This is a genomic window from Roseateles sp. GW821-FHT02E12 (genome assembly GCF_059421665.1).
In genome coordinates, this window is the sequence record NZ_JBWKVK010000005.1 from 574325 (window position 1) to 596365 (window position 22041).

Consider the following 22041-nt stretch of genomic DNA (forward strand, 5'->3'; position numbering starts at 1 on the left):
TTCAGACCGCGCGGCGGCGCAGCGCGCCGAGCAGCACGCCCAGGCCGATGAGCAGGGTCGCAGCGGTGGCGGGCTCCGGCACGGGGCTGACGCTCAGCTTGACGCCGCCGATGGTTGCGTTGAGCGGGCCGAAGGCGTCGGTCGCCGACTCGAACATGAGGCCGGTGATGACGTGGCTGCCGGCGCCCAGCGTGAACGTGCCGCGGCTGAAGTCGGCATTGGCCAGAGCGGCGTCGTGGTCGAAGGTGATGGCGCCGGCGGAGTCGCCGTTGACGGCGGTGCCGGTGCTGCCCAGCAGCGTAGCGCCGTCCCAGACCTGGAAGCGGTCGCCGGAGACGCCGGTATCGACGACGGTCAGCGTGCCGACCTCGCCGGCCGCGATCGTCACGCTGAAGCTCAGCGGCGCGCCGTTGTCGTCCACCCAGCCGAAGGCATAGGGCGGCAGGTTGGCGTCGACGCTGAAGCCGGCCCAGCTGCCGTCGGCGGGCAGGGTGGCGGCCTGGGCGGAGGAAAGCGCGGCGAGCAGGAGTGCGGCGGCGAGCAGGGTGGAGCGCATGGACATCCTCGAGGGCTAGGGAGTGACGGCATCGTCGGCCGCGGGGGTGTCCCGGTGTTGACGCAGGCAGGCCTCGCGGCCCTGCCGTTGGAACCAGTGCGCGTGACCCTTGCATGAAACACCGGCCCCCTAAACTGCGGCGATGTCTGCTGCACTGGAATCCTTCCTCAACCGCGCCGAGGGGCTGCTGGCCCGGCTTGAAGCCGTCCTGCCCCACGCCGCCACGCCGCCCGACTGGGCCGCCTCCACCGCCTTTCGAGCCCGCCGCCGCCATGGCGCCCTGGTGCTGGAGCCGGTGCGTGCGGTCAGCCGCATCCGCTTGGCCGACCTGCAGGAGGTGGAGCCGCAGAAGGAGCGCCTGCTGCGCAACACGGCCCAGTTCGTTGCCGGCCGCCCGGCCAACAACGTGTTGCTGACGGGCGCCAAGGGCACGGGCAAGAGCTCGCTCATCAAGGCCGTGCTGAACGAGTTCGCGGATCGTGGCCTGCGCCTCATCGAGGTCGACAAGGCCGATCTCGTCGACCTGCCGGACCTCGTCGAGCAGGTCGCCGCCCGCCCGGAGCGCTTCGTCGTTTTCTGCGATGACTTGAGCTTCGACGAAGGCGAGGCCAGCTACAAGGCGCTGAAGAGCGTGCTCGACGGCTCCGTCTCCGCGGCCGGCGACAACGTGCTGATCTACGCCACCAGCAACCGCCGCCACCTGCTGCCCGAGAAGATGGTGGACAACCTGGCCGGCACGCACGGCGAGCATGGCGAGATCCACCCCGGCGAGGCGGTGGAAGAAAAGATCTCGCTGTCCGAGCGTTTCGGCCTGTGGATCAGCTTCTACCCCTTCAGCCAGAACGAGTACCTGGCCATCGTGGCGCAGTGGTTGCGCCACTTTGGCGTGGACGACGCAGCCATTGAAGGCGCGCGGCAGCAGGCGCTGATCTGGGCGCTGGAGCGCGGCTCGCGCTCGGGCCGTGTGGCCTACCAGTTCGCCCGTGACATGGCGGGGCGCGCTGAATGAGTGAACGTCCGATTACTGAGGTCGCCGTCGGCGTGCTGGTCGCACCTGACGGCCAGTTTCTGCTGACCTCGCGTCCCGAAGGCAAGGTCTACGCCGGCTACTGGGAGTTTCCGGGCGGCAAGGTCGAGGCGGGTGAGACCGTCGAGCAGGCCCTGGCGCGCGAGCTGCGCGAGGAGATCGGTATCGAGATCGGCGCCGCGCACCCGTGGAAGACCGAGATCTTTGACTACCCACACGCCCTGGTGCGGCTGAACTTCTGCAAGGTCTTCGAGTGGACCGGCGAGTTCCAGATGCTGGAGAACCAGCAGATGGCCTGGGCCAGCCTGCCGGTGCAGGTGAAGCCGGTGCTGCCGGGCACCATCCCCGTGCTGAACTGGTTTGCCGAAGAGCGCAGCCATGTCGGCCCCACTCACCTAGACTGAAACCATGAGCTGGCTTGACGAAGTGAAATGGGACGACAAGGGCCTGGTGCCCGTCATCGCCCAGGAGCAGGGCACGGGCGACGTGCTGATGTTCGCGTGGATGAACCGCGAGGCGTTGGCGCTGACGGCCGAGCGCGGCCAGGCCGTCTACTGGAGCCGCTCGCGCAGCAAGCTCTGGCACAAGGGCGAGGAGAGCGGCCACTTTCAGCAGGTGCACGCCATCCGCATGGACTGCGACAACGACGTCGTGCTGCTGACCATCACCCAGCTCGGCCATGAGCCAGGCATCGCCTGCCACACCGGCCGCCACAGCTGCTTCTTCCAGAAGCTGGAGAACGGCGTCTGGAGCGCTACGGAGCCGGTGCTGAAAGACCCGACCAAGATCTATGAGTGACGACATCCTTTCCCGCGTCGGCGCGGTCATCGAGTCCCGCAAGGGTGCCGACCCCACGACGAGCTACGTCGCCAAGCTCTTTGACAAGGGCCTGGATGCCATCCTGAAGAAGGTGGGCGAGGAAGCCACCGAGACGGTCATGGCCGCCAAGGACGGCGACGCCCAGAAGGTGGTCTACGAGGTGGCCGACCTGTGGTTTCACAGCATGGTTGCGCTGGCCCACTTCGGCTTGAAGCCCGAGGACGTGCTGGCTGAACTGGCCCGCCGCGAGGGCTTGTCGGGCCTGACTGAATTTGCCCAACGAGGACAACCATGAGTCATTCCGATCCGAATTGCCTCTTCTGCAAGATCGTCGCCGGCCAGATCCCGAGCAAGAAGGCCTACGAGGACGAAGACATCCTCGCCTTCCACGACATCCACCCCTGGGCGCCGGTCCACGTTCTCATCATCCCCAAGCGTCACATCGCGTCCATGGTCGATGTGACCGAGGCCGAGGCCGCGCTGCTGGGCAAGATGACGGCCCTGGGTCCGCGCCTGATGAAGGAATTGGGCGTGACCAACGGCTTCCGCCACGTCATCAACACCGGCCCGGATGGCGGTCAGGAGGTGTATCACGTGCATCTGCATGTGATGGGCGGGCCACGGCCGTGGTTGAAAGGTTGAATTCCAGCCCCATCTAGACGCGGTGTCCAAAGCAGCGTCTGCGAGATGCCCGCTCCCGATGTGGAGTCGGCATGGCGCCCCTCACCTAGAATTTGAGCCAGTCCTCAAGGAGTAAGCATCATGGGTTCATTCAGCATTTGGCACTGGCTGATCGTCCTCGTCGTCGTCATCGCCATCTTCGGCACCAAGAAGCTGCGCAATGTCGGTTCCGACCTCGGCGCCGCCGTCAAGGGCTTCAAGGATGGCGTCAAGGACGGCACGACCTCCGATCCGGCCGCCCCGCCCCAACAGGTCACGGCCACCAACAAGGTCAACGACCCGAATACGGTTGACGTCGACGCCAAGACCAAGTCTTGAGAAGCCGAGCCTGACGAGTGCTTGACTTCGGTTTCGACAAGATCGCGCTGATCGGCGCGGTGGCGCTCATCGTCATCGGCCCCGAGAAGCTGCCGCGCGTGGCCCGCACGGTGGGCACCTTGCTGGGCAAGGCGCAACGCTATGTGGCCGACGTGAAGGCCGAGGTCAACCGCTCCATCGAGCTGGAGGAGCTTCAGAAGATGAAGTCCCAGTTCGAGACGGCCGCGCGCGACGTGGAGCAGAGCGTGCGCCAGGAGGTGGACTCGGCCACGAACGCGCTGAACCAGACCTGGAGCGACGTGACCAGCGATTCGTCCTACGAGTCCGGCACGGCCATCGCACCACCGCCGCCCGAGTACCGCCATCCGAAGAAGAACTGGCGCGTCAAGCGCGGAGCGACGCCGATGTGGTTCAAGCAGAAGGCCGGCGTGAAGCGGCATACCCAGTCGGGCGCGGCCCGTGTGGCGCGTTTCCGCCCGCCAGGCATCCGCTGATGAGCTCCTTCCAGAAACCCGACCACGACGAACTCGCCGGCACCGAGCAACCCTTCGTCACTCACCTGATGGAGCTGCGCGACCGGCTGCTGCGCGCCGTCATCGCCATCGCCGTGTGCTTCGGCGTGCTGTGCCTGTACCCGGGCCCCAGCCAACTCTACGACTGGCTGGCTGCGCCGCTGGTGGCCAACCTGCCCGAAGGCACCAAGATGATCGCGACCAACGTCATCGCGCCTTTCTTCGTGCCGATCAAGATCACGATGCTGGCCGGCTTCATGCTGGCGCTGCCCATCGTGCTCTACCAGGCCTGGGCCTTCGTCGCACCGGGCCTGTACTCGCACGAGAAGCGGCTGGTGATGCCGCTGGTCGTGTCGAGCACGCTGCTGTTCTTCTCCGGCGTGGCCTTCTGCTACTTCTTCGTCTTCGGCCAGGTTTTCAAGTTCATCCAGAGCTTTGCGCCCAAGAGCATCACGGCGGCGCCAGACATCGAGGCCTATCTGGGCTTCGTGATGAACATGTTCATCGCCTTCGGCGCGGCCTTCGAGGTACCGGTCATCGTCGTCGTGCTGGCGCGCATGGGCATCGTGTCGGTTGAGAAGCTGCGCGAATGGCGCGGCTATTTCATCGTCGTCGCGTTCATCGTCGCGGCCGTCATCACGCCTCCGGACATCGTTTCGCAACTCGCGCTGGCCATCCCGATGTGCCTGCTCTATGAGGTGGGCCTGTTTGCTTCCACCTACTTCGTGCGCCACACCAAAGCGCCCGACGAGGTCGACCAGACGAATCACTCGTCCTGATTGCGCTGTGGCCTGGGCCGCTGCGCTACGGCCAGCTGGAAGGCCATGGCCTTGCCGCCACGCTGCACACCCACCTCGACCTGAGTCTTGGGCTTGAGCGCTGCCACGCTGGCGAGCAGGTCAGCCGGCGACGCAACGGCATGCTCGCCGATGCGGGTCAGCACGTCACCCGGTTTGATGCCGGCCTTGGAGGCCGGTGCATCCGTGACGACACCGCCGATCAGCACGCCCCGAAGTTGCGATTTCCCGTCGCCCAGCTTCAGCGCCTCGGCCAGCTCGGGCGTCAGCTCGCGCGTCTGCACACCGATCCAGCCGCGCGCGACGACGCCGTCCTGCAGCAGCGCTGCTGCCACCTGGCGCGCCACGTCCACGGGGATCGCAAAGCCGATGCCCAAGGACCCGCCGCTGCGCGAGAAGATGGCCGTGTTGATGCCCACCAGCCGCCCATCGGCGTCCACCAGCGCGCCGCCCGAATTGCCGGGGTTGATGGCCGCGTCGGTCTGGATGAAGTTCTCGAAGGTGTTGATGCCGAGCTGGTTGCGGCCCAGCGCCGAGACGATGCCCGAGGTCACCGTCTGGCCGACGTTGAAGGGGTTGCCGATGGCCAGCACGATGTCGCCCACCGCCAGGCTGGCCGCGTCGCCCATCGCGATGACGGGCAGGTCGGGCAGGTTGATCTTCAGCACGGCGACGTCGGTTTCGGGGTCGGTGCCGATGAGCGTGGCCTGGGCCTGGCGGCCGTCGCTGAGCATGACCTCGATGTCGGACGCGCCTTCGACGACATGGTTGTTCGTCAGCAGCACGCCGTCGGCCGAGATGATGACGCCAGAGCCCAGGCCAAGCTGAGGTCCGCCGCGCGGTTGGCGGGGGCCAAATGGAGAACCAGGGAAGCCGAAGAGTTGCTCATGCCCCCGGCCCGCGCGCGATGGCGCCTTGCTGGCGGTGATGCTGACGACGGCCGGCGCCGCGACACGGGCGGCTTGCGAGAAGCCAGCACGCACGACGGAAGCGGCAAGGGAGGGCGGCAGGGCAATCTGGCGTGCGGTCTGTGCGATGGTCGCGTCCGGCAGACGGGCTTGACGAAGCCACTGCGGCTTCAGCGTCGACACGACGAAGAGGGCGGCGAGGGCGACGGTGACCGCCTGCGCGAAAATCAGCCAGAGCCGTTTCAACACCCAACATCCCCATCAAGCCATGACCGATCGCGCCGCGCTGGAACTCAGCCTGAACCAGCTGCTGGAGCCCACCCGCTTCAAGGATTATGGGCCGAACGGTCTGCAGGTCGAGGGGCGCGCCGAGGTGAGCCATCTCGTCTGCGGGGTCACTGCCAGCCTCGCCTTGATCGACGCGGCCATCGCGGCCAAGGCGGATGCCATCCTCGTGCATCACGGCCTGTTCTGGCGTGGACAGGACGGCCGCGTGACGGGCTGGATGAAGCAGCGGCTGGCGCGGCTGATCCAGCACGACATCAATCTCTTCGCCTACCACCTGCCGCTGGATGCCCACCCCACGCTGGGCAACAACGCCCAGCTCGGTGCTCGCTTCGGCTGGACGGCGGATGCGCGCTTCGGCGAGCAGGACCTGGGCTTCAGCGCGGCCATCGCAGCCACCGATCTCGACGCACTGACGGCGCAGCTGCGCGGCGTGCTTGGGCGCGACGTGACGGCCGTGCCCGGCGACGGCCGGCCGCTGCGCCGCGCAGCCTGGTGCAGCGGTGGCGCGCAAGGTTATTTCGAGAGCGCCATCGCGGCCGGCGCCGACGTTTTCATCACCGGCGAGATTTCCGAGCCGCAAGCCCACTACGCCCGCGAAACCGGCGTGGCCTTCATCGCGGCCGGCCATCACGCGACCGAACGCTACGGCGTGCAGGGCGTTGGCGCCCGGGTCGCGCAGGACCTGGGGCTCACCTGGCAGTTCATCGACGTGGACAACCCGGCCTGAATGGCGCTGGCCCTAACCCTGGCGTAACCCGGCGCCGGGCTGCGGCTTCTAGCATCCGGTGATGGTTTTCTGTTCTCGTCGTGCTGTCCGCTCACCCACTGGCTTTCTACCCGTCACCTCGCGGTGGCTGCATGGCCTTCACCAGGCCGGCGCGTGACGGCAGGGCCGGGCCGCTGGCGGCTGGCCTCGTCCCGGCGCCGGCAGGTGGCGGTCTGTGTCGTGCTGGTGGGGCATGCGGCGCTGTGGATGCTCGTCTTGCAGGAGCGGCGCTTGCCGGCGGTAGGCAGCGAAGCCCGGCGTTCGTTGGTGCTGCATCTGGTGCCACCGCCACGGCCTCCACGCGAGCGTGCTACCCGCGTGGAGGCCCGGCAGCCTGCCTCAACGTCAGCGGCCATCAGCCTGAGACCACCACCGGTACTGCCCGCCACGCCGGACGCTGGCGGCGCTTCAGCTGGCGGTGTGGGGGAGCGCCTGGCCGCGGCGGGATCTGCGTTGTCTCCCGGTGTGGCAGCTTCCGCGCCCGGCGCCTTGAACCTCAGGCCCAGCCCTGAAGCCCTGCGCGGCGCTCTGGCCAACCCGGCCACCTCCGACCCGCGCAGCAATTCGCCCCGGCCCAACTTCGAGGAGCGGATTGCGATGGGGCTGGACCCCAACCTCTGCGTCAAGCTCGAGCGCGATGCGGACGGCTTCGTGCGGCGCCGGATGGGGCGGCTCGTGAATGCCACCTCTTTGCTGCAGGCCACCCATGGCGTGGGCGCCAAGAGCGTGCAGGTGTGCGAGTGCCGGCGCGTGCGGCTCAGGTCGCAGCCGCTAGCGCATAGGCGATCGCGGCGCGGGTGGCCGTGACCTGCGCCGCATTGCATTGCGCGGGCGTGGCGCGCGGGCTGTCCGGGTAGACCTCGGTCGTCGTTGCAAAGCGTGCGCCGGTGATGGCCGCGCACAGGCTGCGCTGCGACACCGGATAGTTGATGACGCCTGGCGACTGCAGGGGTGTTTCGTTGATCTGGCCGTTGGCGTCAGGCTCGGCGATGTGGGTGATCGCGGCGACTGCATCGATGACAGCGCGCTGGAATTCCGGCTGCGGGTGGTCGACATCGTCGACGAGATAGAAGCCGTCCGGGATCTCGCCGCGCACGAAGGCCTGGCCATCGCGCGCCGCCAGGGCCGGCCCGAACTCCGACTCGTCCGAGTCCGTCGTCTCGTGCAGGTCGATGTGCATCAGCACGCGGCCGCGCAGCGGCGCCAGCAGGGCCACCAGCGCTGCGGATTCAGCCGCCGGGCTGCCCTCACGGAAGTTGCGGTTGGGGTCGAGGGCGTCGAAGTTCCAGCGCTGCACGCGCTCGTAGGCCCAGGGGCTGATGCAGGGCACCACCAGCAGGTTGGCGCGGCCGGCGGTTTCCAGCGCGTGGTCGCGCAGGAACTGCAGCGCGCCGTGCACGCCGCTGGTCTCGTAGCCGTGCACGCCGCCGGTCACGACGAGGTTGGGCAGGTCTTCGCGCCAGTCGCGGCTGAGCAGGGCCAGCAGCGGGAAGTGCTCGCCGTCGTAGTCCAGTGCGCCGTACTCGCTGACATCGAAGTGCTGCCGCAATGCCGCCACGGCGGCGAGCACGTCCTGCGCGTAGCTGCGCTGCTTGACGAGGCGCTCGCGCCAGGCGCGGACCTCCGCCGGCCCCCAGGGTTGGCCCGGCGTGCCTATTGCGTAGCTCATGGCCGGGCCTTCTCGCTCATGATCCAGGCATTGATGCGCTGCTCCAGCAGCGGCAGCGGCATGGCGCCCTGGTCGATGACGGCGTTGTGGAAGCGGCGCTGGTCGAACTTCGCTCCCAGCGCGGCTTCAGCGCGGGCACGCAGTTCCTTGATCTTGAGCTCGCCCATCATGTAGCTCAGCGCCTGGCCGGGCTGGGAGTAGTAGCGGTCCACCTCGGCCGTCATGAAGACGGGGTCGTGGCCGGTCTGCTCGATCATGTAGGCGATGGCCTTGTCGCGGTTCCAGCCCAGCGCGTGCAGGCCGGTGTCGACGACGAGCCGTGCGGCGCGGAACATCTGCGCCTGCAGATGGCCGAAGCGCGTGTACGGGTCGCGGAACAGGCCGATCTGCGGCCCCAGCGTCTCGGCGTACAGCGCCCAGCCCTCGCTGAAGACCGAGTACTGCGACTGGCGGCGGAAGTTGGGCAGCTCACCAAGCTCCACCTGGCGGGAGATCTGCAGGTGGTGGCCGGGCACCGTCTCGTGGGCCACCAACGTTTCCATGGCCCACTTGGGCCGGCGCTTGAAGGCGATGGCGTTGGCGTTGAACCAGCCGGCCGTCGTGCTGTCCAGCGACGGGCCGTTGTAGTTGTCGGCCGCGCCCTCGCCGGTGTAGGCCGGCATGCCGCGGATGCCATAGGGAGAGCGCGGCAACTGGGCGAAGAGCTTGGGCAGCTCGGGGTCGATGCGCTTGGCGATGGCACGGTAGCCGTCCAGCAGCTCGTCGGCGCTCTGGTTGAAGAACTTGGGGTCGCTGTAGAGGAACTTCTTGAAAGCGGCGAGGTCGCCGTCGAAGCCGGCCTCGGTCTTGACCTTTTCCATCTCGGCGCGGATGCGAGCGGCTTCGCGCAGGCCGGTGGTGTGGATGTCGCCGGCCGCCAGCGGCAGCGTCACGTTGCGCAGGATCAGCGCCTCGTAGACCTTGTCGCCGCCCGGGTAGCTGGAGAGCGAGCCGCTGTCCGGTGCCTTCGGAGCCAGTTCGTCCTTCAGCACGGCGAGCAGCTTGCGCTGGGCCGGGTAGAAGTGCTCGCGCAGGGCGGCTTGGCCCTGCGCTTGGTAGCCGGCCTTGACGCTGGCATCCACCGTCATGCGGTTGAAGGGCTCGTAGACGGGGCTCTTGGTCACGTCGTCGGGCAATTGGCCCTCCAGCTGTGCGATGGCGCGCGCCAGCACGGGCTTGGATGTGACCCAGCCCAGGGCCAGGCCCTGGCGCAGGATGGCGATTTCCTGGTCGACCCGCGCCGGGTAGGCCGCCAGTCGCGTCAGCCACTGCTTGACCTGGGTCTCGTTGCCGACCGGCACGTTGCGTGCAAAACCGGCCAGGGCCGACTGCGCGCCGTACAGCGTGCCCAGCGTCAGCGTGCGCCAGCCGGTGAAGCCCTGCATGGCCACGTCCTGCTGGTAGCGATTGATGAAGAGGGCCAGGGACACGCGGTCCGTGTCGCTGAGCAAGCCGGCGTCGAGGCCTTGAGCGCGCGCCAGCATGTCGCGGGCGAAGGCATCGCGGGCGGCGAGGGCGGCGGCAGAGCGGTCGCTGAGCTTGTCGTTGAAGCGCAGGTCGCCGCGCAGCGTGGCCCATTCGGGCGCGGCACGGGCTTCGGCCTCCCAGGCTTCGTCGAACAAGGCCTGCAGGGCCTGGTGGGCGCGGGCGGCGGTGTCGGCAGCGGTGGCTGCGGCAGTTGTGGGTTTGGCTGCCGGTTGAGTGGCGGCGAGGGCGGACAGCTGCAAACCAGCGATCAGGGCGGCAACAAGGGTCTTGCGCAAGAGAGTCTCCACGGCGTGATGGGCCGGCCGGCAGTCTGCCAGTGCGCCGCCGGCGTGATGAAAGAATGAGGCATGACCCCGGAAAACTCCCTAGACGGCACGCTGGGCGCGCCCCTTGTCATCAGCATGGGTGATGCCTGCGGCATCGGCCCCGAGATCATCGCCAGGCTGTGGCAGCGCGATGCGCCGCGGGATGCCGTCATTGCCGGTGACGTGGCCGTGATGAGGCGGGCCGTGGCGGCCATCGGTGGCGGCCTGGCGGTCGCCGAGTTGCAGGGGCCGGAGGAGCTGGACCGCGTGCCGCCGCGCTGCCTGCCGGTCTGGCAGCCTTCACTGCTGCCGGCGGACCTGGCCGCAGCGCCGCTGGGCCGGGTCGACGCACGTGCCGGCGCAGCGGCGGCACGCTGCATCGAGGCCGCGGTCGGGTTGATCCAGGCCGGGCGGGCGCGGGGCCTCGTCACGGCGCCCATCCACAAGGAGGCCCTGCACGCGGCGGGCTCGCCTTACCCGGGCCACACGGAGATGCTGCAGGCCCTGGCGGGTAGCGCGCCGGTGCGCATGATGCTGGCCAACGAAGAGCTGCGCACGGTGCTCGTCACCATCCATTGCTCGCTGCGCGAGGCCATCGCCCGCGTGACGCGCGAGGCGGTTCTGGAGACGCTGCACATCACGGACGCCGCGCTCAAGCGCATGGGCTTTGCCAAGCCGCGCATCGCCGTGGCCGGGCTGAACCCGCATGCCGGCGAGGGCGGCCTGTTCGGCGACGAGGAGATCCTGCACATCGCGCCGGCCATCGCCGATGCGCGCGCTGCGGGCATGGAGGCGACCGGACCTTTTGCGCCCGACACCATCTTCATGCGCGCTCGCCGCGGCGAGTTCGACGTCGTCGTCGCGATGACCCACGACCACGGGCTGATCCCGGTGAAATACCTTGGCGTGGAGCAGGGCGTCAACGTGACGCTGGGCTTGCCCTTCGTGCGCACCAGCCCCGATCACGGCACGGCCTTCGACATTGCCGGCCAGGGTGTGGCCGACCCGTCGAGCCTGGGTGCGGCGCTGGCGATGGCGCGCCGGCTGGCAGCAACCTAGCGGCCGCCGAGCGCCGCGAGCTGGGCCCGGGCGCGCGCCGTCGCGCGCTCCAGCAGCAAGGCGTGCTCGTAGGCGCGCATGCGGCCGGCCTCGCAGAGCTTCTTCAGCATGCGGGCCGTCATCGTCACCGTCTCCTGGTGGCGGCTGCCGTGCGTGAAGATGAAGAAGCTGCGGCCCGCGCTCACGTGGGCCAGGCGCACCTTCTGCCACTGGTCGCCCGTGTGCATCTGGTAGGCGAAGCCGAGCTGCATGGTGTCCAGCAGCAGTGCGCCGCCGCTGGCTTCGGCTGCGCTCTCCGAGGCCGGCAGGCCGTCGATGGAGATGTCAACGGCCTGCAGCGGCTCGGCGGCGGCGGCGGCGTCGTTGCCGGACAGGTCCAGGTCGAGATCACCGCTCCAGTCGACGCCGGACTCTTCCACCAGGCCCAGGCTCTTGGCCTCGGCGGGCGTCAGGCGTTGGCTGGCGTCGAGGTCGCCGGCAGCGGTGTCGCCGACGACGGGCTTGGCCAGGTCGGCCTCGGCGGGCGGCGCGACGCCGAAGATCTGGTCAAGCTGCTTGATGAGCAGATTGGTGTCGAGCGCGCTGGGGGCCTGGCCCTTGAGCGACTCGGCATGGGCGGGCAGCAGCACGCCGAAGAAGTCCTTGCGCGGGCCGTCCGGCCAGCGGATCAGATCCATCCCCTCGTTGAGGGTGCGCATCAGGTTGGGCAGCTCGCGCAGGAAGTCGGCGCGGGCGGCCGTGCCGGCCTTGGGCTGCACGCTCATGACGAGGCTGCGGCCGAGCTGGCGCAGGCGCAGCGCGCGTTCGGGAGCACCTTCGCGCGAGGCCAGCACGATGGCCTGACTCCAGACCTGGGCGAGGAAGACGCGCAGGAAGTCCTGCATCGGCACCTTGGCCAGCTGCTGCTGCAGCAGCAGCGAATAGCGCTGCTGCAGGCGCAGGTCGGTCTCGCGGCGCTCGACGACGGCGGCGGCGTCGCCGGCCGCCTTCAGCGTGCTGCGGGTCTGCTCGGTGATGAAGGTCTCGAGCTCGTCCAGCTTGGCCGTGTAGACGTCCATGCGGTCGAAGTCGCCGCTCGCCACGTCTTGCACAAGGTCGCGCACGTGGGCCAGGAAGGAGCGGCCGGGGTCGTCGCTGAAGTCGTCGAAGGCGCAGGCCAGCGACGCCATGCGGTTGACGAACGCGCGCACCGGGTGGCGGCGCGAGGAGAAGAAGGTTTCGTCGCCCAGCGCCACGCGCAGTACCGGCAGCTGCAGGCGCGCGAGCAGGCGCGCCATCTGGGGCGGCACCTTGGGGTCGGAGAGGATCTGGTCGAACAGGCCGGCGACGACGTCGATGACCATGTGGTCCAGCCGGCCCGTCGCGAGCTGGCGCAACTCGTCGCGGTGCTGGTGGATCAGGTTGGTCGGCAGCGGCAACTGGCCCCAGGCACTGGGTTCGCTGCCCAGGGTATCCAGGCCCATGCGGCTGGAGTGACCATGGCTGTCGTAGCCGGGTTCGTAGGCGCCAGGCGTCTGCGCCAGGCGGCGCAGCAGATCCATCATCTGGGGGTCGACACGACCGATGCCGCCGCTGACGCCACCGCCAGCTCCACCCCCACCGTTGCCACCGCCGCCGCCACCACCATTGCCTCCGCGGCCGCCGATACCGCCCCCGAAACCGCTGCCGCGGCCACCACCGCCTTGGCCAAGGCCGCCATGGCCCGAACCGCCATAGCCGCCGCGCGTGGACATGGCGCCGTGGCCGGAGTCGAGGTCGCCCTGCTGGGTGCTGGCGCCCAGGCCGCCGTGGCGCGACATGCCGCCGTCCGGCGTTGCCCGCACGCGCAGATCCTGGGGGCGCAGGCCGCGCGTGCGCAGCAGCTCGGCGATGTCGGCATAGCAGGCGCGCATCTCCTGGGCCAGTGCCCGGGTCAGCTCGTCGGTCAGGGTCTGGCGCGTTTGTGCGTCGTCGGTGATGGACTGGACGGCGTCGAGCAGGCCCTGGCCGATGAGCTCGGGCCGCAGCGGGTTGCGTTCGCCGATCTGGATGCTGGCGACATAGGACTCCACGTCGCGGAGCTCCCACTCGCAGTGGTGGCCGATGGCCAGGCCGATGCGGTCGGCCGCGACGAGGTTGTTGACCTGGTCGTCATCCATCAGCGAAAGCTCGCCCCAGTCCTTCTTCTTGTCAGGCGCGGCGGCCGGCTTGGTGTCGGATTGTTCGGCCGCCACCTGCTTGCGCAGGCTCTGCACGAAACGCTGCGAGAACACGGCCTGTTGCTGGCGAAAGACGAATTGCGCGGCCAGCAGCGCGTCGCGCCGCTTGATCTGGCCGGCCGACAGCGCCGACAGGCCGAGGCCCTCCGCGCAGCGCTCGGCCGCCTGCTCACCCGCCAGACGGATGCGGGTCAGCGAGGCTTCAAGGTGCGGGTTCAGACGTATCTCTGGCGCGTTCATCAAGGAATTGGCACGAGCTGCATCGAAAGTATCGCGCTTGCAACAAGGGCGGGTTTTCAGCGGGTTGCCAACTTGGTGGCAAAAAAAAGCCCGGTAACCATTGCTTACCGGGCGGCGGAGCGGGGCGAGAGCTTAGCGCTTCAGCGAATCGCGAATCTCGCGCAGCAATTGAATGTCTTCCGGCGTGGGCGGCGGCTCGGCGGGCGCCGCGGCGGCGGGCTCGGGCTCACGCTTGAGGCGGTTGATCTGCTGGATCATCAGAAAGATGATGAAGGCCAGGATGATGAAGTTCAGCGACACGGTCAGGAAGCTGCCGTAGGCCAGCACGGCACCGGTTTTCTTGGCTTCGACCAGCGTGGACGCTGTCTGGCCGGCCAGCGGGATGAAGTAGTTGCTGAAGTCCAGGCCACCAAAGATCTTGCTGACGACCGGCATGATGACGTCGCCGACCAGGGAGTCGACGATCTTGCCGAAGGCGCCGCCGATGATCACGCCGACCGCGAGGTCAACCACGTTGCCTTTGACGGCGAACTCCTTGAACTCGGAAAAGAAACTCATGCGCACTCCTGGTTTGCGATGTCGTGAGATGACCCGGCGCGATGTTGGCGCCAAGTCCCCGGGGCTTGAAGGCGGGTAAACCTGTGGTCGGGCGCGCGGGCTTGGGTCGGGCCTCGGGTAAGCGTCCGTTAGAATCCCGGGCTGCCCCTGATCAGAAGTCTCTTTAGAGGACCCTCATGAGTGACCAGCAAGTGGACCAAGGCAAACGCACCTGGTTGATCGCAACCGGTTGTGCCGGCGCCGTTGGTGGCGTTGCGACCGCAGTGCCCTTCGTCAGCACTTTTGCGCCAAGCGAGCGCGCCAAGGCCGCCGGTGCCCCCGTCGAGGTCGATATTTCCGGTATCAAGCCTGGCGAGAAGTTGACCGTCGAATGGCGTGGCAAGCCGGTCTGGATCGTGCGTCGTACGCCCGAACAGCTCGAGGCCCTGAAGAAGAACGACGGCCAACTGGCCGACCCGAATTCCGATCGGAAGGCGTTCCCCATTCCGGACTACGCCAAGAACGAGAACCGCTCGATCAAGCCCGAGTACCTCGTCGTCGTCGGCATCTGCTCGCACTTGGGCTGCTCGCCGAGCGACAAGTTCACGACCGGCGCCCAGCCGTCGCTGCCGGATGACTGGACGGGCGGTTTCCTGTGCCCCTGCCACGGCTCGACCTTCGACATGGCCGGCCGCGTGTTCAAGAACAAGCCCGCGCCCGACAACCTCGAGGTGCCGCCGTACATGTATCTGTCGGACACCCGGCTGGTCATCGGTGAAGACAAGAAGGCCTGAGGACGAGACATGGCTGAATTCAAAGATGCGCCCGCAGGCGCCTCGGTAGGCGTGAAGACCATGACCTGGCTGGAGAACCGGTTCCCGACCGCGTTCGACGCCTACAAGGTCCACATGTCGGAGTACTACGCGCCGAAGAACTTCAACTGGTGGTACATCTTCGGCTCGCTGGCGCTCCTGGTGCTGGTGATCCAGATCGTCACCGGCATCTTCCTGGTGATGCACTACAAGCCGGATGCGGGCCTCGCCTTCGCGTCGGTCGAGTACATCATGCGCGACGTGCCCTGGGGCTGGCTGATCCGCTACATGCACAGCACCGGCGCCTCAGCGTTCTTCGTGGTCGTCTACCTGCACATGTTCCGTGGCCTGATCTACGGCAGCTACCGCAAGCCGCGCGAGCTGGTCTGGATCTTCGGTTGCGCGATCTTCCTGTGCCTGATGGCCGAAGCCTTCATGGGCTACCTGCTGCCTTGGGGCCAGATGTCCTACTGGGGCGCCCAGGTGATCGTGAACCTGTTCGCCGCCGTGCCCTTCGTCGGTGGTGACCTGGCGCTGATGATCCGCGGCGACTACGTCGTCGGCGACGCGACGCTGAACCGCTTCTTCAGCTTCCACGTCATCGCCGTGCCGCTGGTGCTGCTGGGCCTGGTCGTGGCCCACTTGCTGGCCCTGCACGACGTCGGCTCCAACAATCCCGACGGTGTCGAGATCAAGAAGCACAAGGATCCGAAGACCGGCATCCCGCTGGACGGCATTGCCTTCCACCCGTTCTACACGGTGCACGACATCTACGGCGTCTGCCTGTTCCTGATGGCCTTCACCGCCATCCTGTTCTTCGCGCCGGAACTGGGCGGCTACTTCCTGGAATACAACAACTTCATCCCGGCCGACCCGCTGAAGACGCCGGCGCACATCGCCCCGGTCTGGTACTTCACGCCGTTCTACTCGATGCTGCGCGCGACGACCGACACCATGGTCAACGTGCTCTGCGGCGTCGTCGGCATCGCGGCTGTCGTGAGCTTCCTGAAGGGCAAGTTCGGTGGCGCGGCCAAGATCGCTCTGCTGGTGGCGGCCGCCGTGCTGATCTTCCTGCTCAAGATCTTCGACGCCAAGTTCTGGGGCGTGGTCGTCATGGGTGGCGCGGTCATCATCCTGTTCTTCCTGCCCTGGCTGGATCACAGCCCGGTCAAGTCGATCCGCTATCGCCCTGACTGGCACAAGTATGTCTACGCCGTCTTCGTCGTCTTCTTCCTGTGGCTGGGCTACCTCGGCATCCAGCCGCCGAGCGACATAGGCACGCTGGTCGCCCAGGTGGGCACGTTGTTCTACTTCGGCTTCTTCCTGCTGATGCCGTGGTGGAGCCGCCTCGGTACGCCGAAGGCCGTGCCTGACCGTGTGACCTTCCACGCCCACTGAGCCGCGGAGCAACAACACAAATGAAAAAGCTGATTGCCATCCTGCTGGCCACCCTGGGTTTGGTTGGTGCCGCCCAGGCCAACACCGGCGGCATCGAGTGGGACAAGTTCCCCAAGGAAAAGATGTCGGACATGGCTGCGCTGCAAAGCGGCGCCAAGCTGTTCGTCAACTACTGCCTGAACTGCCATTCGGCCGCCTACATGCGCTACAACCGCATGCGCGACATCGGCCTGTCGGAAGCCGACATCAAGAACAACCTGCTGTTCGCGGCTGACAAGGTCGGTGAGACCATGAAGGTCAGCATCGACCCCAAGGACGCCAAGGCCTGGTTCGGCGCCAACCCGCCCGACCTGACCGTCATCGCGCGCTCGCGCGCCGACGGTGCCAAGGGTTCGGGTGCCGACTACCTCTACACATACATGCGGAACTTCTACCGCGACGACACGAAGGCCACCGGTTGGAACAACCTGGCCTTCCCCAGCGTCGCGATGCCGCATGTGATGTGGGAACTGCAAGGCCAGCGCGCCGCCAAGTTCGAGGAAGTCGCCGACCCGCATGACCACGACAAGAAGACCCACGTCTTTGCCGGCTACCAGCAACTGACGCCCGGCACCCTGAACGAGCGCCAGTACGACGAAGCCGTGGCCAACCTGGTGGCGTATTTGCAGTGGATGGGCGAGCCCGCGCAAGGCCAGCGCTTCCAGCTCGGTGTGATCGTGCTGATCTTCCTGTCCATCCTCACCGTGTTCGCTTGGCGCCTAAACGCCTCGTACTGGAAGGACGTGAAGTAAGCCCGTCCATCCCGGTACCGCTCTCGGGCGGTGCCGAACCACGCAGTGGGGCGCGCTTCGGCCACCCACTGCGTTTGCTTTTTCAGCGCGGCTGACCGCTGCGCGTTTTGATTGACTGACCCCTCGGGAGCCCAAGCCATGATGGTCCTCTACTCCGGTACCACCGACCCCTACTCGCACCGCTGCCGCTTCGTGCTGTTCGAGAAAGGCATGGACTTCGAAATCCGTGACGTTGACCTGTTCGCGAAGCCCGAAGACATCGCCCTGATGAACCCGTACAACGAGGTGCCCATCCTCGTTGAGCGCGACCTCATCCTGTACGAGTCGCACATCATCAACGAGTACATCGACGAGCGCTTCCCGCACCCGCAGCTGATGCCCGGCGACCCGGTCGCGCGCGCCCGCGTGCGCCTGTTCCTGCTGAACTTCGAAAAGGAGCTGTTCGCCCACGTGAACATCCTCGAAGGCCGCGGCACGACGACCAAGGCGACCGACAAGCAGCTCGAAAAGGCCCGCTCGCAGATCCGCGACCGCCTGACCCAGCTCGCCCCGATCTTCCTGAAGAACAAGTACATGCTGGGCGACGACTTCTCGATGCTCGACGTGGCCATCGCCCCGCTGCTGTGGCGCCTGGACTACTACGGCATCGACATGTCCAAGAACGCGCTGCCGCTCTTAAAGTACGCCGAGCGCATCTTCAGCCGCCCGGCCTATATCGAGGCGCTGACGCCCTCGGAAAAGGTCATGCGCCGCTGATGGACCAGACCCCGGCCCCCGGTGGGGCGGGCAATGGCACGTCCACCCGCCCCTACCTGATCCGCGCGCTTCACGACTGGTGCACGGACAACGGCTTCACGCCCTACATCGCGGTCCACGTCGACCGTTCGGTGCAGGTGCCGATGGAGTACGTGTCCAACCACGAGATCGTGCTGAACGTCGGCTTCGATGCGACCAGCGGGCTGGACCTCGGCAACGAGTTCATCCAGTTCAAGGCCCGTTTCGGCGGCGTGGCGCGTGAAATCGTCGTGCCGGTGGACCATGTCGTCGCGATCTACGCCCGTGAGAACGGCCAAGGCATGGCCTTCCCTGCGCCCGAGGCTCCGGCCGATGGCGTGCCGGCACCCAGCCCGGCTCCGCAGGAGCCGCGTCGCAGCGGACTGCGCCTGGCCAGCGAAGCGAACGATGACGAAGGCGACGACACGCCGCCGCCGGATACGCCCAGCGGCGGTCCGCGGCCTTCGCTCAAGCGGGTGAAGTAGCGTGCCCGCGCACGAGCGCGGTGAACGCTAGAATCGCACCTCTTTTTTCGCCGGCTTAGCTCAGTTGGTAGAGCAACCGCCTTGTAAGCGGTAGGTCATCAGTTCGAATCCGATAGCCGGCACCAATCCAAAACGCAAGACCCACCGCCTCTCAGGCCGTGGGTCTTGTCATTTCTGGAGCAGCTTCACGCGAATGCGTCCCGGCAGCCCGGCCTGGGCCAACAACGCTTCCAGCCGCGGCAGCAGATGACGCAGCTTGGCCGCGACGGCTGCATTGGCGGCCAGCAGGCTCCAGCCGTCCTCGTCCAGCGGCCCCGGCTGAAGGCTGGCGATCAGGCCGCCGGGCAGCGCCGGCGCGATGACGCGCAGCCGGCGGCGCGATGCCTCCAGCCGCTCGCCCAGCAAGGCCAGGCCGGCATGCTCGCGCAAGGCCTGCGCCACCGGCGTCGGCGAGGGCACGCTGGCACGCGTGCTCTTGGGCGCGAGGTAGCGGGGCGCGGAGGACATGGCGGCAGTGTAGTCAGCCCAGCTGGCGGGCAAGCCTCACCGGAACCCCGCTGCTAAACTGCGCCGTTTTGCGCGACAGGGCAAGTTCTTCTTGCAATGCCTCGTCGTGCCCCCAGATTCGCGCCTCTTGCCGGCCGGGCCGCCCGTCGGTGTCAGCGCAGCACCCCATCTCTTAGCAGCATGTTGCCCAAGCTTCTCACCTCGATTTTCGGTAGCCGCAACGAGCGCCTGCTAAAGACCTACCGCCGCACCGTGCAGCAGATCAACGCGCTGGAGCCCAAGTACGAGGCACTGAGCGATGACGAACTGCGCGCCCAGACGGCCGAGTTCAAGCAGCGCATCGCCGCCGGCGAGACGGTTGACGACATCCTGCCTGAGGCCTTCGCCGTCTGCCGTGAGGGCAGTAAGCGGGCACTGAAGATGCGGCACTTCGACGTGCAGCTCATTGGCGGCATGGTGCTCAACTCCGGCAAGATCGCCGAAATGCGCACCGGCGAAGGCAAGACGCTGATGGCGACGCTGCCGGTCTACCTGAACGCGCTGACGGGCAAGGGCGTCCACGTCGTCACGGTGAACGACTACCTCGCTCGCCGCGACGCCGAGTGGATGGGCAAGCTCTACACCTTCCTCGGGCTGTCGGTCGGCATCAACCTGCCGCAGGCGCCGCGCGAGCAGAAGCAGACGGCCTACGCCGCTGACGTCACCTACGGCACCAACAACGAGTACGGCTTCGACTACCTGCGCGACAACATGGTCTACGAGACGGCCGATCGCGTGCAGCGCGGCCTAGCCTACGCCATCGTCGACGAGGTGGACTCCATCCTCATCGACGAGGCGCGCACGCCGCTGATCATCTCGGGCCAGGCCGACGACCACACCGACGTCTACTTGCGCATCAACGCCGTCGTGCCCAAGCTGAAGAAGCAGATCGGCGAACTCGATCCGCGCACGGGCGAGGGCGTCATCGAGGCGGGTGACTTCACGGTGGACGAGAAGTCGCACCAGATCCACCTGACCGAAGACGGCCACGAGGTTGCGGAAGCGCTGCTGACCGAGGCCGGCCTCATCCCCGAAGGCGCCAGCCTTTACGACGCGGCCAACATCACGCTGATGCATCACCTGAATGCAGCGCTGCGTGCCCACCACGTCTACCACCGCGACCAGCATTACGTCGTGCAGAACGGCGAAGTCACCATCGTCGACGAGTTCACCGGCCGCCTGATGAGCGGCCGCCGCTGGAGCGATGGCCTGCACCAGGCTGTCGAGGCCAAGGAAGGCGTGGACATCCAGGCCGAGAACCAGACGCTGGCGTCCATCACCTTCCAGAACTACTTCCGCATGTACGGCAAGCTGTCGGGCATGACGGGCACGGCCGACACCGAGGCCTACGAGTTCCAGGAGATCTACGGCCTGGAAACCGTCGTCATCCCGCCGAACCGCCCGACCATCCGCAAGGACGAACTGGACCTGGTCTACAAGACCGACAAGGAAAAGTACAACGCCGTCGTCGAGGACATCCGCGCCTGCCACGAGCGCGGCCAGCCGGTGCTGGTGGGCACGACGTCCATCGAGAACTCAGAGCTGATCTCCAAGCTCCTCGACCAGGCCAAGCTGCCGCACAACGTGCTGAATGCCAAGCAGCACGAGAAGGAAGCGCAGATCGTCGCCCAGGCCGGCCGCCCGGGCGTCATCACCATCGCCACCAACATGGCCGGCCGTGGTACCGACATCGTGCTGGGTGGCAACGTCGAGAACCAGGTCAAGTTCCTCGAAGCCGACGAGGCGATTCCCGCCGACGAAAAGGCCCGGCGCATCCAGCAGCTCAAGGACGAGTGGCAGGGCCTGCACGACAAGGTGCGCGCCGAGGGCGGCCTGCGCATCATCGCGACCGAGCGCCACGAGAGCCGCCGCATCGACAACCAGCTGCGCGGCCGAGCCGGCCGCCAGGGCGACCCGGGCTCCTCGCGCTTCTACCTGTCGCTGGACGACCAGCTGATGCGCATCTTCGCCGGTGAGCGCGTGCGCGCCATCATGGACCGGCTCAAGATGCCGGAAGGCGAGGCCATCGAGGCCGGCATCGTCACGCGCAGCATCGAAGGCGCCCAGCGCAAGGTCGAGGCCCGCAACTTCGACATCCGCAAGCAGCTGCTCGAATACGACGACGTGTCGAACGACCAGCGCAAGGTCATCTACCAGCAGCGCAACGACATCCTCGAAGCCGAGGTGCTGCTGGCGCAGATTGCCTCGCTGCGCGACTCCACGCTGACCGACGTCGTGCGCACCTTCGTGCCGGTTGAGAGCGTTGAGGAGCAGTGGGACATCCCCGGACTGGAGCAGGTGCTGCGGGGCGAGTGGCAGATCGAACTGTCGCTGACCGAGCTCGTCAAGAAGAGCGACTCCATCACCGACGAGGACATCGTCGAGGCGGTGGTCAAGGCCGGCGAGGAGCTCTTCCAGAGCAAGATCGAGCGAGTCGGCATCGAGCAGTTCAACCCCTTCATGCGCATGGTGCTGCTGCAGAGCATCGACCAGCGCTGGCGCGAGCATCTGGCGGCGCTGGACTATCTGCGCCAGGGCATCCACCTGCGCGGCTACGCCCAGAAGAACCCCAAGCAGGAATACAAGCGCGAGGCCTTCGAACTGTTCTCGCAGCTGCTGGACCTGGTGAAGATGGAAGTCACCCGCACGCTGATGAACGTGCGCATCCAGAGCCAGGAAGAGGCCAACCAGGCCGCCGAGGCCATGGAGCGCCGCGCCGAGGCCGTGTCCAACGTGACTTACCAGCACCCCAACGAGGACGGCTCCATCAGCCAGGACGTCGACCCGGCGACGCTGCTGGCCGAGTACGGTCACATCGGCCGCAACGACCCCTGCCCCTGCGGCAGCGGCAAGAAGTTCAAGCTCTGCCACGGCAAGCTGGCCTGATCTTTCGCGCTTGAAATTCGTCACGGGCCGGCTCTGCCGGCCCGTTTTCATTGGGCTGTCCGCTTCGCGGAGCCCACCCATGTGGGGGGAAAACCGTGCGTTTGAGCACATAGCGCCCCCCGCGCCACACGCCTGGGGGGTG

At 67.2% G+C, this 22041-nt stretch carries 23 protein-coding genes and 1 tRNA gene; 17 read left to right on the forward strand and 7 right to left on the reverse strand.

What is annotated here, in order from left to right; genetic code table 11:
* Position 1 precedes the first annotated feature (1 nt).
* Complete coding sequence (locus AC07V5_RS29890) at positions 2-556, reverse strand: PEP-CTERM sorting domain-containing protein (RefSeq protein WP_495119253.1); 555 nt, start codon at positions 554-556, stop codon at positions 2-4.
* 142 nt (positions 557-698) lie between these two features.
* Between AC07V5_RS29890 and AC07V5_RS29895 the strand changes: the two genes are divergently transcribed.
* From AC07V5_RS29895 to tatC, 8 genes are all read left to right on the forward strand, one after another.
* Positions 699-1565: an ATP-binding protein gene (locus AC07V5_RS29895; protein ID WP_495119254.1), complete on the forward strand. Its 867-nt coding sequence runs from the start codon at positions 699-701 to the stop codon at positions 1563-1565.
* Positions 1562-1987, forward strand: a complete 426-nt coding sequence (locus tag AC07V5_RS29900) for an NUDIX domain-containing protein (protein WP_495119255.1) — start codon at positions 1562-1564, stop codon at positions 1985-1987. Before AC07V5_RS29895 ends, AC07V5_RS29900 begins: the two co-directional genes overlap by 4 nt.
* A 4-nt stretch (positions 1988-1991) precedes the next feature.
* Complete coding sequence (hisI, locus tag AC07V5_RS29905) at positions 1992-2381, forward strand: phosphoribosyl-AMP cyclohydrolase (protein WP_495119256.1); 390 nt, start codon at positions 1992-1994, stop codon at positions 2379-2381.
* The gene (locus AC07V5_RS29910) at positions 2374-2697 is read left to right on the forward strand and encodes a phosphoribosyl-ATP diphosphatase (protein ID WP_495119257.1); all 324 of its coding nucleotides are present in this window, start codon (positions 2374-2376) and stop codon (positions 2695-2697) included. The genes hisI and AC07V5_RS29910 overlap by 8 nt, the downstream gene beginning before the upstream one ends.
* Positions 2694-3044 carry a histidine triad nucleotide-binding protein gene (locus tag AC07V5_RS29915; RefSeq protein WP_495119258.1) on the forward strand — a complete coding sequence of 117 codons (351 nt, stop codon included), beginning with the start codon at positions 2694-2696 and terminating at the stop codon, positions 3042-3044. The genes AC07V5_RS29910 and AC07V5_RS29915 overlap by 4 nt, the downstream gene beginning before the upstream one ends.
* Positions 3045-3164: 120 nt before the next feature.
* Positions 3165-3401, forward strand: a complete 237-nt coding sequence (gene tatA, locus AC07V5_RS29920; RefSeq protein WP_495119259.1) for a Sec-independent protein translocase subunit TatA — start codon at positions 3165-3167, stop codon at positions 3399-3401.
* A 17-nt stretch (positions 3402-3418) separates the two neighbouring features.
* Entirely contained in the window at positions 3419-3895 is a 477-nt protein-coding gene (gene tatB, locus AC07V5_RS29925) for a Sec-independent protein translocase protein TatB (RefSeq protein ID WP_495119260.1), read from the forward strand.
* Positions 3895-4692 carry a twin-arginine translocase subunit TatC gene (tatC, locus tag AC07V5_RS29930; protein ID WP_495119261.1) on the forward strand — a complete coding sequence of 266 codons (798 nt, stop codon included), beginning with the start codon at positions 3895-3897 and terminating at the stop codon, positions 4690-4692. Before tatB ends, tatC begins: the two co-directional genes overlap by 1 nt.
* Here tatC and AC07V5_RS29935 read toward each other — a convergent pair.
* Positions 4680-5867, reverse strand: coding sequence for a S1C family serine protease (locus AC07V5_RS29935; RefSeq protein WP_495119262.1), 1188 nt, complete (start codon positions 5865-5867; stop codon positions 4680-4682). The two genes, tatC and AC07V5_RS29935, sit on opposite strands and share 13 nt — an antisense overlap.
* Positions 5868-5886: 19 nt before the next feature.
* Between AC07V5_RS29935 and AC07V5_RS29940 the strand changes: the two genes are divergently transcribed.
* Positions 5887-6633, forward strand: coding sequence for a Nif3-like dinuclear metal center hexameric protein (locus AC07V5_RS29940; RefSeq protein WP_495119263.1), 747 nt, complete (start codon positions 5887-5889; stop codon positions 6631-6633).
* Between the two features lie 796 nt (positions 6634-7429).
* Here AC07V5_RS29940 and AC07V5_RS29945 read toward each other — a convergent pair.
* A complete protein-coding gene (locus AC07V5_RS29945) occupies positions 7430-8341 on the reverse strand; it encodes a M14 family metallopeptidase (RefSeq protein ID WP_495119264.1) in 912 nt (303 codons plus the stop codon).
* Entirely contained in the window at positions 8338-10143 is a 1806-nt protein-coding gene (locus AC07V5_RS29950; protein WP_495119265.1) for a DUF885 domain-containing protein, read from the reverse strand. Before AC07V5_RS29950 ends, AC07V5_RS29945 begins: the two co-directional genes overlap by 4 nt.
* Positions 10144-10215: 72 nt before the next feature.
* Here AC07V5_RS29950 and pdxA point away from each other — a divergent pair, with 72 nt between their 5' ends.
* The gene (gene pdxA / locus AC07V5_RS29955) at positions 10216-11232 is read left to right on the forward strand and encodes a 4-hydroxythreonine-4-phosphate dehydrogenase PdxA (protein WP_495119266.1); all 1017 of its coding nucleotides are present in this window, start codon (positions 10216-10218) and stop codon (positions 11230-11232) included.
* On the opposite strand, the gene AC07V5_RS29960 is transcribed toward pdxA, so the two are convergent.
* Positions 11229-13670, reverse strand: coding sequence for a DUF1631 family protein (locus tag AC07V5_RS29960; protein ID WP_495119267.1), 2442 nt, complete (start codon positions 13668-13670; stop codon positions 11229-11231). The two genes, pdxA and AC07V5_RS29960, sit on opposite strands and share 4 nt — an antisense overlap.
* Positions 13671-13802: 132 nt before the next feature.
* Positions 13803-14228 carry a large conductance mechanosensitive channel protein MscL gene (gene mscL, locus AC07V5_RS29965; RefSeq protein WP_495119268.1) on the reverse strand — a complete coding sequence of 142 codons (426 nt, stop codon included), beginning with the start codon at positions 14226-14228 and terminating at the stop codon, positions 13803-13805.
* Positions 14229-14404: 176 nt separating this feature from the next.
* Between mscL and petA the strand changes: the two genes are divergently transcribed.
* From petA to AC07V5_RS29995, 6 genes are all read left to right on the forward strand, one after another.
* Positions 14405-15001, forward strand: coding sequence for a ubiquinol-cytochrome c reductase iron-sulfur subunit (gene petA, locus AC07V5_RS29970; RefSeq protein WP_495119269.1), 597 nt, complete (start codon positions 14405-14407; stop codon positions 14999-15001).
* Between the two features lie 9 nt (positions 15002-15010).
* Entirely contained in the window at positions 15011-16417 is a 1407-nt protein-coding gene (locus tag AC07V5_RS29975) for a cytochrome b (RefSeq protein ID WP_495119270.1), read from the forward strand.
* A 20-nt stretch (positions 16418-16437) separates the two neighbouring features.
* On the forward strand, positions 16438-17208 hold the full coding sequence (locus AC07V5_RS29980) for a cytochrome c1 (RefSeq protein WP_495119271.1): 771 nt from the start codon (positions 16438-16440) through the stop codon (positions 17206-17208).
* Between the two features lie 138 nt (positions 17209-17346).
* Entirely contained in the window at positions 17347-17964 is a 618-nt protein-coding gene (locus AC07V5_RS29985; RefSeq protein WP_056192820.1) for a glutathione S-transferase N-terminal domain-containing protein, read from the forward strand.
* Positions 17964-18467: a ClpXP protease specificity-enhancing factor gene (locus AC07V5_RS29990; protein WP_495119272.1), complete on the forward strand. Its 504-nt coding sequence runs from the start codon at positions 17964-17966 to the stop codon at positions 18465-18467. Before AC07V5_RS29985 ends, AC07V5_RS29990 begins: the two co-directional genes overlap by 1 nt.
* Before the next feature lie 49 nt (positions 18468-18516).
* Positions 18517-18592: transfer RNA gene (locus AC07V5_RS29995), tRNA-Thr, on the forward strand.
* Between the two features lie 43 nt (positions 18593-18635).
* On the opposite strand, the gene AC07V5_RS30000 is transcribed toward AC07V5_RS29995, so the two are convergent.
* Complete coding sequence (locus tag AC07V5_RS30000; protein WP_495119273.1) at positions 18636-18974, reverse strand: hypothetical protein; 339 nt, start codon at positions 18972-18974, stop codon at positions 18636-18638.
* Between the two features lie 180 nt (positions 18975-19154).
* Between AC07V5_RS30000 and secA the strand changes: the two genes are divergently transcribed.
* Positions 19155-21899 (forward strand): preprotein translocase subunit SecA, encoded by a 2745-nt coding sequence (gene secA, locus AC07V5_RS30005; protein ID WP_495119274.1) that lies wholly within the window; start codon positions 19155-19157, stop codon positions 21897-21899.
* Positions 21900-22041 lie beyond the last annotated feature (142 nt).